This window comes from Thermonema sp. (assembly GCF_026003375.1).
Taxonomy (GTDB): Bacteria; Bacteroidota; Bacteroidia; order Cytophagales; family Thermonemataceae; genus Thermonema; species Thermonema rossianum.
On record NZ_BPHD01000001.1, the window covers coordinates 87,152 to 100,375 of the forward strand.

Consider the following 13,224-nt stretch of genomic DNA (forward strand, 5'->3'; position numbering starts at 1 on the left):
TATGCAAGGATTGCACTACAACGTGGATATAGTCATGTGCATTGATGCCACAGGCAGCATGTCGCCTATCATTGACCGTGTCAAAGAAAACGCGCTGCGCTTTTATGACGACCTTATGGAAGTCATGCAGCAAAAAGCCAAAACCATAGACACGCTGCGTGTAAAGGTGATTGCTTTCCGTGACTTCTATTTCGACAAAGACAAAGCACTTGAAATGTCGCCTTTCTTTGTGTTGCCCGATGAGCAAAGCCGTTTCAAAAGTTTTGTAGATGGTATTGTGGCAGATGGCGGAGGCGATGAGCCGGAAAATGGACTGGAAGCATTGGCACTGGCCATCCGCTCGGAATGGAACAAAGAGGGCGACAAGCGCCGTCAAATCATCATCGTTTGGACCGACGCCAGCACACACCCCTTGGAACTGCATGCCGGCGCCAAGCCACAGTGGTATCCGGCCGATATGCCGGCCGACTTCGATGAACTGACCGACTGGTGGGAAGGGCAGTACATGAGCCACACCGCCAAACGCTTGATTATTTACTCACCCGATGCTTATGCATGGACCGATATTGCCAATCATTGGGAAAACACCATACAATATCCGTCGAAGGCAGGTGAGGGGCTGAGCGAGGTGGATTATCAGACTATTTTGGATGCGATTGCCAATAGCGTATGACAGAAATACCCGGTTTCGATTTTGTGTTGGATAAAATCCCGGGCTTGGGCGAGGATGCACCGCCTTTGCGTTTGTGGAATGCACGTAACCGGCGAGGCTTAATTGCTGTATTCGATGGCATGGGCGGGGCAGGCTCGGCTCCTTGCTTATGGCAGGGCGAAGAGCGCCCGGGGGCTTATGTGGCAGCCCGCCTGGCAGCCCAAGTGCTGCGCGACTATTTCGAGACCTACGAAGGAAGTATAGAAGGTTTTGCCGAAGGCTTGGAACAACAGCTGAAAACTGTTTTTGCACAGGAAGCCGCCCGGCTGTATCCTTCGGGGCAATCGAAGCTGCGTAGCCGCTTGGTGCGCCAATTGCCTACCACCATGTGTGCTTTGCTATGGGAGCCCCTGCCCGGACAGGTGGACCGCTTCCGCTTGTGTGTGCTTTGGGCCGGCGACTCACGCGCCTATGCTTTGTTGCCCATGCAAATGGTACTCTTGACCAAAGATGATGTGCGGCAAGACCATGACGACTTGCTCGAACAGCTCATCAATGATGCCCCTTTGAACAATTGTATCCATGCCGGCGGTGACTTCGTCATCAATCAGGCCGTTTACAACATAGAAGCCCCTTTGTGTTTGCTGGTGGCTACCGATGGTTGCTTTGCCTATTTGCCTTCGCCACCCCATTTTGAGTATTTGTTGCGCCATACTCTTGAGCTAAGCAGGGGCGGGGGCATGTCTTTATGGGCAGAGCTGCTGCAGCAGGAGCTGCACCGCATGGCTGCCGATGATGTGAGCATGGCATTGGTGGCTTTGGGCGAGGCTGCTACCGACACCGCTTTGCTGCAGTGGGTTTTCACACGAGACAATCCGCAGTTCTATCGTCGCTTCATTGCTCCATTGAATGAGCTGGTGGTTCAAATAGAAAAACTAAGAGAACACAAGCAGCAAATAGAAGAGGCGCTGGACGCTTTGGAGCAGGAAAAACAGCGCCTGCGCAAACAGCTGTGGCACGATTATGTAACATCGGGAAGGATAAGACAACCGTAGGGCTATGCAAAAAGGCGACATCATCAATGGTTATCGCATCTTACGCGACTTCTCTACCGCCGGTGGGGGGCTAAGCAAATGGTCTTTTGCTGAAAAAGGCGGAAAAGAATACTTCATCAAGGAGTTTCTTTCGCCAAAATACCCCACCGAAGACGCCCCGGGAAGTGCCAAGTCCAAGGAACGAAAGCGCCGGGCATGTGAGCGCTTCGAAAACCACCACCGCGCCTTGATGGACCGCATCAACGAGCGCTGTGGCAAAGGGGGCAATTTGGTTTTTACTATTGACTTTTTCCGTGTAGGAACCACCTACTACAAAGTAACGGAAAAAATAGACACCGCTTCGCTGAGCCCCGAAGACATTAGCCGCTTGCCTTTGAGCAACCGCCTGTTGATTCTCAAAACCATTGCCCACTCCTTGCAGATTTTGCACCGTGCAGGCATTGTGCATGGCGACCTCAAGCCCGGAAACATCCTCATCAAACAGACCAAAACCAACCTGTACACAACCAAGCTCATTGATTTCGACAACAGCTATCTGATAGGGCAACCACCCGAGTTTTCCGAAGACCTGGTGGGCGATATGGTGTTTTATTCGCCCGAAGTGGCCGCCTATGTGCAAGGCAGCGAAGCAGTAACGCCGGAAATGTTGACCGACAAAGCCGATATTTTTTCTTTGGGACTCGTTTTTTGCCTGTACCTGACCGGTGAGCTGCCCAAATACCCGGCAAAGTACGGTTATCCGGCCTTGGCTGCCTGGGCAGGGCATACGCTGCGTTTGCCGGTGGCAGACTTGCCTTATAAGCTCAAGCGCCTGGTAAATGATATGCTGCGCTTGCACCCGCACGAACGCCCCGACATAGCCACCGTTTTTGACACCCTCAAAAGTATTAAGTCGGATGAGCCCTACGAGCGTGCGCCTTTACCGGAGCACGAAACAGCAGAAGACAAACACCCGGCAGAGGAGACACCGCCCGCTTCCCCGCTAAAAGGAACTTTGCTTCGTAAAGTCCCTGCCTTATCTGCCGGGGCAGCAGAGCCGGACCCCGCAGAAAGCACAGATGAAAAAAAGCTGCCTGAATCGCCTGAAAAGCCTACATTGCGGGGAAAAGGACTTCGGCTCGGCTTAGGCGGCAAAGATGAAAAAGATATACCATGAACGTAGCCATAGACATCGGTAATACGCGTATAAAAGTGGGCGTTTTCGAAAAAAAGCGCTTGTGGCGGTACTTTGATTTCGATGCACTTTGGCAGCTGCAAGATTGGCTGAAGGCGCAAGCGCATATACAGCATCTCATAGTGGCCTCGGTGGGGAAGTACGGCTTGGAAAACCTTTATACCGCCCATGTAGAAGGTTTAAAAATGCAGCTTTCCCATGAAAGCGATTTGCCCATTCATATTACTTATCGTACCCCCCACACGCTGGGCGTCGATCGCATTGCGGCAGCGGCAGCGGCACATACACTTTTCCCCGCTCGTCCTGTGTTGGTCGTTGACATTGGCACCTGCATTACCTACGACTTGGTAAAGCCAACGGGCGAATACCCCGGTGGCATCATTTCGCCGGGCGTGCGCATGCGCTTGCAGGCAATGCATACTTTTACGGCACGTTTGCCGCGCCTTGAATGGAGCCCGGCAGAAGAACTTCCGGCTCTGATAGGACGCAGCACAACCGAAGCCATGAAAACAGGGGCAGTACAAGGCGTGCTTGGTGAAATCTCTTTCTTTGCAGAATCTTTTGCAAAGGAATATCCAAACTTACAAATAATTTTATGCGGGGGCGACGCTCTATTCTTTAAAAAACAACTAAAATTTCATACCTTTGCAGAGCCAAAATTGGTCTTAATTGGGCTAAACCGAATTTTAGATTATAATGCGGAAAAACATACTTAGCACCCTCTTATTTGCTTTGTTACCACTGACTTGCCTTTGGGCACAAAGCTCCCCTTACTCACTGATTGGTATAGGCAATTTTGCGCCTGAAACCTTTGCGCCTCAGCAAGCCATGGGAGGCTTGGGCGTAGCTTATGGTGAGTTTCTCACCGGCAATATCAAAAACCCGGCGCTTTTGGCTAAAAACAAAAACACGATTTTCGACGCAGCAGCACATGCCCGCTATGTGTGGATGCAGGACAACAGCCAAGCGCAAGAGGACTTCGGAGCAAACGTAGATTACTTCTCACTGACTTTATCTATTTCCAAGCGCTGGTCCACTGCTTTCGGTTTGATGCCTTACACGCAAAGCAATTTTCGCACCCGCAGTGTGGAATTCGTGGAAGGCACTCCCTTTGAAGTGGAGTATAAATACCAATCGACCGGTGGCATCAATACGCTCTTCTGGGCACATGGAGTGCAGCTGACCAAGTCGCTGTCTGTGGGCGTACGTGCCAACTACATGTTTGGTGCTCTTGAAAGCGAGACTCAGAGTATGCTCTACACGGCAGACCGCGATTATCAGGTGGTTTATTATAACCGTCTGAATACCAAGGGATGGGCTGTGACGCCCGGCGTCTTTTGGAAGAAGGATCTGGGGGCAAAAAAAAGATTGAACATTGGCGCTACTTATACGTATAGAAATGAGCTAAAAACCAAACGCTTTGAATCTATTGAAAAGCGCTCGGAAGTAGGGGCTACCATCACCGTGGATACCCTGTATGAAGGGCAGGTGGGCACCATCACACTTCCCAACCAATGGGCGCTGGGAATGAGTATAGAAGAACCCAACAAATGGATGATAGGTGTCGAACTAAGCATGGAACAGTGGAGCGACTACCGCTTTTTGGACGAAAACAGCAACTTTAACAACACCATGCAACTGACCGTAGGGGGCGTTTATACCCCCAACTTCCGTTCGGTAGATAGCTTCTTTGAGCGTGTTTCTTATCGTGTAGGTTTGAATTACCGGCAGCTTCCCTATCAGTTGGGCGGAAATGCTGTAGAAGAGTTTGGCATCAATTTTGGCATGTCTATGCCTGTAGGAGTAAACCCGGTGCGCTTTACCTACCTGCATTGGAACATTGGCCTGGGGCAGCGTGGCACCGTAGAGAAGAACGGCTTGCAGGAACGCTTCGTGCAGCTTGGAATAGGTGTTTCCATGAACGATTTGATGTGGTTTAAGCGTCCTAAATACGATTAAGTAAAAGCGGAAATTGCTATATCGATTAAAATTTTAAAAGTCAAAACTATGTGTGTTATGAAAAAGTGGTTCGTTACTCTCGTCTTGGTATTTACCTATGTGCTGGGGATGGCACAGGCTCAGCAGCCCAATTGGCCCGAAGATACGGTGCTGCGTAAGATAGCCATGGAGAAGGTTGTCTTTTACCGCGATGAAATGAATGTGTTCAAAAGACCGGAAGGGGCAGTGGATGCCATCAGCTGGCTGTTGAAAAACACCCCCGACTTGGGCGCTTTCCTTTATACGGATGCTGTTCGTGCCTATTATGCAAAAATTCAAAAGACCGAAGAGCCGGCTATAAAAGAAGCTTATCAAGATACTTTGATGAGCATCTTCGACCAATCTATCAAGTACTTCGACAACGAAGCTACTACTTTGAACTATAAGGGCTACTATGCTTACAACTTCTACTATCAGAAGCCCGAAAAAATGGAAGAGCTGCGCAAACTCTATGAGCGCATTATCGAACTGAACGGCCCGAACACCTACTTTGCCAATGTGCAATACTACTTGCTGGTAGGTATTAACTTGCTCAATCAGAAAAAAATCGACAACGCAGAAGTAGTAAAAATATACCTTACCTGTAAGGACATTATAGCCAAGGCTTTGGCAGCCGCCAAAGACGAAACAACCAAAAAGCAGTGGCAAGACACCGAAAAGAATGTGGATGCCTACTTCATGCAGTACGTGAAACTGGACTGCGCACAAATAGAAAGCATTTTTGGGGATAAATTCCGTCAGTCGCCCAACAAAGAAATGGCCGCACAGATTCGCGACATCATGAAGTCGGCACAGTGCTACAACAGCGACTTGTTTGTTGAAACCATGGACTACCTCTTCCGTGAAGAGCCTACTTACAACAATGCGCTTGTGGTGGCTACACTTTACGAATCGAAAAATCAGGTATCGAAAGCCATGGATATGTACCAAAAAGCCTTAAACTTGGCTTCTACCAACGAAGAAAAAGCAAAAGTATATAAAGAGCTGATGGGCTTGACCCTGCGCACAGGTGCCAAGCAGGCTTGCCGCAACTATGCGCTCAAGCTGGCAGAGCTTGACCCCAACGAAGCTGCTTTGGCTTATACCACCATTGGCGATTTGTATCTGAAAAGCGGGTCGGAGTGCAGCAACGGCGAAAATCCCGTAGAACAAAAAGCCTATGCCATTGCAGCATATAACATGTATAAGCGTGCCGGAAACAGCCAAAAAATGGCGTTGGCGCGCAAGTACTTCCCCACTAAAGAGGAAGTATTTACCGAGGGCATGGCGGGCAAGACCGTAACCGTCAACTGCTGGATAGGTGAAACCGTGACCATTCCGCAATTGAGCGATTTATAATGCCTGTTTTTGATATGAAGCACACATTTTCCGGCATCGGATGGGGGCAAGCCCTTATCCGATGCTTCTTTTTAGCTTGTTGCTTGCTTGTGAGCACTGCCTGCGACGAAGAGCGCAAAAAAGGCATAAAAGAGATGCAGGTGTATAGTGGACCACTGGTAGAAAGTGAAAACATTGTGTCTTTATACAGCGACTCTGCCAAAGTAAAAATAAAGCTCGAGGGCAAAAAGCAAGCACAGTACGAAAACGGCAACATCGAGTACCCCGAGGGCGTAAAGGTTACTTTCTTCGATGATTTCATGAAACCTAAAGCCGTGCTGTCGGCAAGGCAGGGATTCTATTACAAAGAAAAACAGTTGTATCGAGTAGTAGGAGAGGTGCTGGTGGAAGACCTGAAAGAGAAGAAAACCCTGCAAACCGAAGAGCTGTTTTGGGCACCCAAGGACAAGAAAATATATACCGATAAGTTTGTGATTATTACCACGCCTACGGAAATTATCAAAGGCGAAGGCTTGGTGGCAAACGAGGATTTCTCTTATTACGAAATACAAAAGCCCACGGGCATCATCACACTTGAAGAAGGTATGGACTAATGCCCCGGAAGCAGGACGTCCTGCTTCCGTTATTTTACAAACGATGCCTGCATGCGCTGTTCTATCCGGTCTATTTGCCGTATATGGTGGCGCAAATGCTCTTCCCAAAAATCAAGGATTCCTTCTATGCCCATGCGTCCGGCAACAGGATGCTTGAAGAGTGCCTTGTGCTCATATTCTGCGGGCATATTCCGGATAAAATCTTCCATTTCTTTTCTTGTGGCGCGCCACTGCTCTATGATGGCAGGTACGTCGGGGCGCTCCGGCACTTGACTCACTACAGCAGGTGCTTTGAACTTCAAAGGCAGTGAAAGCATCAATTTTAACAAGCGCCCGCGCAGACGATGCCACCGGGTGAGGGCAGGCGGTGGACCGTAGGACAGCTTTTTGCGAATATAATGCATGGTGCCGGCTTCGCCTATGAACAGATGGTGTAAAACCTGCGCAATAGACCAGGCATCGGCGGCCGGTTTAAAATGCAGTTCCTGCTCGTTGTATGCCTCTATTCTGCTTAGCAGTGCATTCAGCTCGGTATTCATGTGCTGCAGGCGCTGAAGCCAACGTTCCTTTTGCTTGCTCATGTTTTTTGTTTTCAAGATACGCAATTGCAGGCAAGAAATAAACATCTGTCATTTTTTTGAAACCCACCTTTCAGCAATAACAGCAGAAAAATAAGCCAAAAGGCTGCTGCCCAAGCCTATCATAAGTGGTGCAATGCTGCTTTCCAAATAAGAAGCCACCGCCCACGCCAGCAGCCCCGTCCACATAGAGAGATGGGCGCCCCGGCTCGAACGCAGCTGCTTTTTGCCCAATGCAAAACACAGGGGCACAAACAAAGAAACCAAGCTGAATGCCGATGACATTCCCACCAGCTCGTAAATGCTTTGTCCCGAAAAGCCCAACCATGCAGCCAACAGCCCCATAAGAACAACCGACAAACGGCTCATCAGCAAAAAGAAACCTTCCTTTTTGGCATGACGCTTAAACAGCGGGCGCAAAATGTTTTCACTCAGCACACTTGCCGGTGCCAAAATTGCGCCGCTGGTGGTACTCAAAATGGCAGACAGCAAAGCACCCACAAAAAGCACCTGCAAGAAGGTCTGTTCTTTTTGTTGCATCAACCACTGTAAAATAAAATCTTCGCCACTGACATCGGACTGCATACGGATGCCTGCTGCCAAAAGCAAAGGCAGCAAGCCCACCGTAAGATATAGAAGAGCGCTCACATAAGCAGAGCGGCGGGCTGTGGCTTCATCGCGGGCAGCCATAATGCGCTGAAAGATATCTTGTGAAGGAATGGAGCCCAGCCCTATGGTGAACCATGCGGCAAAATAATGCGAGATGGCAACGGCATTGCCGTCCGGCAGCAGGCGCCAGTGCCCGGCAGGCAGTCGCTGCAGCGCCGTCATAATGCTGTGCCAGTCAGGAAACACATAAAAAAGCATCAGCAATAAGCCCGCAATAATGAAAAAACTTTGCATAAAGTCAGTAATGCTTACCGACCACATGCCGCCACTGCCTGTGTAAGACAAACTAACCAAGAGTGCAATCCACAGCCCGGTGGTGCTGTCTATGCCCAATACATGCTGCAAAATCAAGCCTACGGCAAGCAATTGTGCGGCAATCCACCCCAAATAAGACGGAATCATAAGCAGTGCAGAGCCCACCGCGACGCTTTCGTTGAAGCGCTTGCCCATATAGTCATTGATAGTAAGGCAGTTGGAACGATAAAAAGCACCCGCAAAAAAACGGCCGACCAAGAAAAAACAAAGGACTGCCCCAAAAGGGTCTTCAATGACGCCCGGCAGGCCCGATTCAACAAACACAGCCGATGCGCCCAAAATGGTTTCGGCACCAAACCAGGTGGCAAAGAGGGCAGCCGCATTGACCGGCAACGACAAGCGGCGCCCTGCCTGAAAAAAATCGCGACTATTACGAACCCGGCGGGCATAAACAAGACCTATGAGCGTGTTGATAAGCACGAACGCTATGATATACAAGCCGGTAGCGTCGTATTGCATACTTGAAAAATAATTTATCTGTTTATTTCATGCGTGCAGGCAAAAATAAATGAGCACATACAATTTTCCTTTTATGCTTGAAGGGAATGTTATATTTGACATGGTTTTTTATATTTGACAAGGCAGCCGGTTTGCCTGACTTCTTTCAATCAGAAGAAAAGCGCGTGTGATTATGTTTTGGGGCGCCTGTTCGGCAAAGGGATTGATTTGGACGGCAGTGTGGCATTATATGCTGCCGACAAACGCCTGCTGGATTTGATATATTTTGGCAAATTGCGTTCCGATGACGGGGCTATCCGCCACAGTGGCGATGACTTGAAAGGGCATACTTTCACTTCTGACAGAGACAACGAAGTGATAGACATCGCTCTTGATAAACTGTCCCCGGAAGTGCAGACGCTGGTATTTTATATCAACTCTTATCGTGGCGATACATTCGAAAAGCTTTCTTTTTCGAGAATACGTATTCTCGAAAAGACGCCCGATGGTTCCAAGCCTTTGGCTTCTTTCTTTCTGGAAAAGGAAGAACGCTTTGCAGGTTTTACCACTATGGTGATGGCTAAGCTGTTCCGGAGCGTAGATGGTGCTTGGGAGTTTGAAGCCATAGGGGAGCCTTTAAAAGACCAGAAAAACAGCGAAATTGTGCTTAGTCTGCGCAACTTTATTTAAAACATAGCCGGAACAAGAAGCCTTGAATACCGGGCTGCCTGTGGACAGTCCGGATTTTTTTTGTAAAATAATCCGAATTTTAAAACGTTGTATGCTTAAACCAAAACAATCTTTCAGTACTATGAAACAATGGTATTATGCGCTGGCACTGACCGCCGCCCTGGGCGCTTGTCAGCAAAAAAACGAAGACAAACAGCAAACAGACTCTACGGCCGTAGCAGTAGCGCCGCCTATTGACCTGTCCAATTTCGACACCACCGTGTCGCCTTGCGAGGACTTCTTTCAGTATGTAAACGGCGGCTGGATAAAGAAAAACCCCATTCCCGAAACCGAAAGCCGCTGGGGCAGCTTCAATGAAGTGTATGAGCGCAATCAGAAGATTTTGAAAGAGATAGCCGAAAAAGCCGCCGAAGCCAATGCCCCCAAAGGTAGCAACGAACAGCTCGTAGGCGACTTCTATGCTTCGGGCATGGATTCCCTGACCATAGAAAAGGCGGCGCCCGAGTGGGTGCAAGCCGAGCTGCAAGCCATTGAGGCAGCTACCGGTAAAGAAGAACTGCTGCAGCAGTGGATAGAGCAGAAAAAAAATGGCAGCCGCGCCGTGCTTTCTCTCTTCGTAATGCCCGATGAGAAAAATAGTGAGCAATATGCCATCTACATTTACCAAGGCGGGCTGGGTATGCCCGACCGCGATTACTACTTAAAAGAAGATGAAGACAAACAAAAGATACGCGAAGCTTACAAAGCCTATTTGACCAAGCTCTTTCGGCTGTCGGGCAGCGATGAGACAGCTGCCAAGCAAGCAGCCGAGACCGTATTTGGCATAGAAAAAGCTTTGGCGGAAGCATCCAAGTCGCGTGTTGAGCTGCGTGACCCTATTGCAAACTACAACAAAATGAGTGTAGAAGAAGCCGAAGCACTTGCTAAACCGTTCTCTATTAAAAATGCACTGACTTTGGCAGGAGCAGCACAAGCCAAGGAGGTGATTGTGGGGCAGCCCAACTTCCTGAAAGCCGTTGCCCGCCTTTGGCAGCAGACCCCCGTTGAAGACTTGAAGCTCTACTTAAAAGCCCATGCACTCAACAACGGCGCCCCTTATTGGCATCATGAGTTTGTGCAGGCGCATTTCGAGTTCTACAACAAAACACTGCGTGGACAAAAACAAAACAAAGAGCGTTGGAAGCGTGTGCTGGCAACCGTAGATGACGGCGTGGGCGAAGCCTTAGGGCAGCTTTACGTACAAAAGGCTTTTCCGCCCGAAGCCAAAGCCAAGGTGATGGAAATGATAGACAACCTGCAGTATGCCTATGAGCAGCACATCAAGGATCTGGACTGGATGAGCGAAAAAACCAAAGAAGAAGCACTGAAAAAACTGGCAGCCTTCAAGCGCAAGATCGGCTATCCGGATAAGTGGAAGGACTACAGCGGCTTGGAAATCGTGCGTAACAATTATTGGCAAAATGTGAAGAATGCACACCGTTTTGAATTTGAGCGCCAAGTGAAGCGCTTGGGGCAGCCCGTCGATAAAACCGAATGGTTCATGACGCCGCCCACCGTCAATGCCTATTACAATCCGCCCATGAACGAAATTGTGTTCCCCGCAGGTATTTTACAACCACCTTTCTTTGACCCCAATGCCGATGACGCGGTGAACTATGGAGGCATGGGCGCCGTGATCGGGCATGAGTTGAGCCACGGCTTCGACGACCAGGGGCGTCAATACGATGCGGAGGGCAACCTGCGTGACTGGTGGATGCCCGAAGATGCCGAGCGCTTCAAAGAGCGTGCACAAGCCTTGTCGGCACAGTTCTCTTCTTATGAAGTGCTGCCCGGTGTGAAAGTCAACGGCGACCTGACTCTTGGCGAAAATATTGCCGATTTGGGTGGTTTGGCTATTGCCTATACAGCGCTGCAGAAAGCCCTTGAAGGCAAGGAACGCCCCCTTATTGACGGCTTCACGCCCGAGCAACGTTTCTTTATTTCTTGGGCACAAGTATGGCGCACCAATGCCCGTGAAGAATACCTCAAGCAACAGGTGTTGGTTGATCCCCACTCACCGGCCCGTTTCCGTGTAAATGGTCCGTTGTCGAATCTGCCTGAATTCCACGAGGCTTTCGGGTGCAAAGAAGGCGACAAGATGTATCGTAAGCCGGAAGAAAGGGTGAAAATCTGGTAAGTATGTCGTTCCGGTAGTTTTTAAAGGGGGCGTCCCGGTAGGGGGCGCCCCTTTTGCATTTGAGCTTCGCGTGGGTGTGTAAGTTATGTTGTATTGCCCCCTTTTGTCATTTCGAGCGTTAGCGAGAAATCTATTTTGCTTCTTGTGGCTTGGTGCGATGAGATTGAGATTTCTCACTACGCTACGCTTCGTTCGAAATGACAAACTATACTGTTATCGCCTTTGGGAAAGGGTAAGAATATTCTTAACTTTTATTGTAGTACGACTTCTCTCTTCTGATAGCTTGACTTTCCTTATCTTTTCGCATGCTTCTCCTTTTGTCATCTCGAGCGCAAGCGAGAAATCCCTTTACTGCTTGTTACTTGAGGAGTTTGATATTTCTTACCTCACTCGTTCGGTTCGAAATGACAGGCTTCTTTATTTTTGTGCCTTTGTATGCAAGTAAAAGAAAAATATACCGTTCAACAATGAAAAGGCTGCCGGTAACTCTTGTTGCATTTTGTGTAGTGTTTTTGTGCTCGTGTAATGTGTTTGCCCAAACCGTTTTCTTTAAAAAGAGAACCTTCAATGCGCCGCTCTATGCCGACCACTATGCCCCCCTGACGCGCATAGGGTTTAGCCTTATGCCTGCCAAAGACGATTACGATATACGTACTGAAAAAAGTCGCTTTGTACTTTACAATGAGCCTGTTTTGGGCGTGGCATTACCCCTTGCGGTGCACCGGAGCCCACGCTGGCAGTGGGCTTTGTCTATCCCTATTTCTTTCTCTGTTTGGTTCGACTTCTTGGAAGCGCGCACGTCGCCCATTCTAAATACCGATTACCGGGTGGGCGTGTTGGAGTGGAATGCCTTTTTTGAGCTTTCCGGCGTGCCTTTCCGGAACATAGGCATTCGCTGGGTGCCTTTGTTCCACGAAAGCACCCATTTGGGCGACGAATTGACCATAGAACGCCTGCGCAATGCGCTGCCCATTACCCGCATCAATGTGAGTTATGAGGTGATGGATTTGGCTTTTCTGCTTAATCAGCCGCGGGCAGATGAGCAAAACCATATGTTTGTGCTGGGGGCGCGCATTCTGTGGGATGCACGCAAAGGGTGGTATCGTGCCGACCCGCTCGAAAGCGACACTTCGAAGGTGCCCCCTTCACGGCGCAGTGCCGAACCTTACTTCCAATATCAGTGGCAGAAGCCATCGTCTTTTTGGGGCTATGGTGGCTTGTGGGTGTTGTCTGTGGACATGAGTTTACGTGTGCGTTATGGTTACCCGTGGTATGAAAAGCGCGGCAGTCTTTGGATAGAGCACGCCCGGCAAGAAGCTTATGAGCCTTGCATGAATCTGTTGGCCGGCTACCGTTGGCGCAGCAACGACGGCTCTTTGAGCAATACTTTTACCTACATGCGGTTGTATTGGGGAATCAACTATCACGGGCAATTTCGCAATCTTGGTAATTTCCCCGTTCTGGGTGTAGGTGTTATTTATCGCCCATAGAGTATGAAAAAAAGCAGTCCTCCGGCGGAGAACTGCTTTTTGGCACATCCATGAGAAG

The 13,224-nt window shown here is 49.3% G+C and carries 12 protein-coding genes; 10 read left to right on the forward strand and 2 right to left on the reverse strand.

The features are described from left to right. The first annotated feature begins 1 nt into the window (after position 1). The 7 genes from QVE43_RS00395 to lptC are packed head-to-tail and all read left to right on the forward strand — an operon-like array spanning position 2 to position 6,810. Positions 2 to 673 (forward strand): vWA domain-containing protein, encoded by a 672-nt coding sequence (locus QVE43_RS00395; protein WP_038030728.1) that lies wholly within the window; start codon positions 2 to 4, stop codon positions 671 to 673. Continuing rightward, the gene (locus tag QVE43_RS00400) at positions 670 to 1,707 is read left to right on the forward strand and encodes a protein phosphatase 2C domain-containing protein (RefSeq protein ID WP_288003705.1); all 1,038 of its coding nucleotides are present in this window, start codon (positions 670 to 672) and stop codon (positions 1,705 to 1,707) included. Before QVE43_RS00395 ends, QVE43_RS00400 begins: the two co-directional genes overlap by 4 nt. Positions 1,708 to 1,711: 4 nt before the next feature. Continuing rightward, positions 1,712 to 2,863, forward strand: coding sequence for a protein kinase (locus QVE43_RS00405; RefSeq protein WP_288003707.1), 1,152 nt, complete (start codon positions 1,712 to 1,714; stop codon positions 2,861 to 2,863). Then, positions 2,860 to 3,597 carry a type III pantothenate kinase gene (locus QVE43_RS00410; protein ID WP_288003709.1) on the forward strand — a complete coding sequence of 246 codons (738 nt, stop codon included), beginning with the start codon at positions 2,860 to 2,862 and terminating at the stop codon, positions 3,595 to 3,597. The genes QVE43_RS00405 and QVE43_RS00410 overlap by 4 nt, the downstream gene beginning before the upstream one ends. Beyond that, the gene (locus QVE43_RS00415) at positions 3,578 to 4,840 is read left to right on the forward strand and encodes a hypothetical protein (protein WP_288003711.1); all 1,263 of its coding nucleotides are present in this window, start codon (positions 3,578 to 3,580) and stop codon (positions 4,838 to 4,840) included. Before QVE43_RS00410 ends, QVE43_RS00415 begins: the two co-directional genes overlap by 20 nt. A gap of 57 nt (positions 4,841 to 4,897) precedes the next feature. Beyond that, positions 4,898 to 6,217, forward strand: coding sequence for a hypothetical protein (locus tag QVE43_RS00420; RefSeq protein WP_288003713.1), 1,320 nt, complete (start codon positions 4,898 to 4,900; stop codon positions 6,215 to 6,217). A gap of 14 nt (positions 6,218 to 6,231) precedes the next feature. Further along, complete coding sequence (gene lptC, locus QVE43_RS00425) at positions 6,232 to 6,810, forward strand: LPS export ABC transporter periplasmic protein LptC (RefSeq protein WP_288003715.1); 579 nt, start codon at positions 6,232 to 6,234, stop codon at positions 6,808 to 6,810. A 29-nt stretch (positions 6,811 to 6,839) separates the two neighbouring features. On the opposite strand, the gene QVE43_RS00430 is transcribed toward lptC, so the two are convergent. Both QVE43_RS00430 and QVE43_RS00435 read right to left on the reverse strand, forming a co-directional pair. Then, positions 6,840 to 7,391 (reverse strand): DinB family protein, encoded by a 552-nt coding sequence (locus QVE43_RS00430; RefSeq protein ID WP_288003717.1) that lies wholly within the window; start codon positions 7,389 to 7,391, stop codon positions 6,840 to 6,842. A 48-nt stretch (positions 7,392 to 7,439) separates the two neighbouring features. Next, positions 7,440 to 8,831, reverse strand: a complete 1,392-nt coding sequence (locus QVE43_RS00435; RefSeq protein WP_288003719.1) for a sodium:solute symporter family protein — start codon at positions 8,829 to 8,831, stop codon at positions 7,440 to 7,442. A gap of 177 nt (positions 8,832 to 9,008) precedes the next feature. On the opposite strand from QVE43_RS00435, the gene QVE43_RS00440 reads away from it, so the two are divergent. The 3 genes from QVE43_RS00440 to QVE43_RS00450 all read left to right on the forward strand — a co-directional run bounded on the left by QVE43_RS00440 (position 9,009) and on the right by QVE43_RS00450 (position 13,166). Beyond that, positions 9,009 to 9,500, forward strand: coding sequence for a TerD family protein (locus QVE43_RS00440; protein WP_288003721.1), 492 nt, complete (start codon positions 9,009 to 9,011; stop codon positions 9,498 to 9,500). Between the two features lie 121 nt (positions 9,501 to 9,621). Next, positions 9,622 to 11,676 (forward strand): M13 family metallopeptidase, encoded by a 2,055-nt coding sequence (locus QVE43_RS00445; protein WP_288003722.1) that lies wholly within the window; start codon positions 9,622 to 9,624, stop codon positions 11,674 to 11,676. Positions 11,677 to 12,143: 467 nt separating this feature from the next. Then, complete coding sequence (locus QVE43_RS00450) at positions 12,144 to 13,166, forward strand: DUF1207 domain-containing protein (protein WP_288003724.1); 1,023 nt, start codon at positions 12,144 to 12,146, stop codon at positions 13,164 to 13,166. Positions 13,167 to 13,224 lie beyond the last annotated feature (58 nt).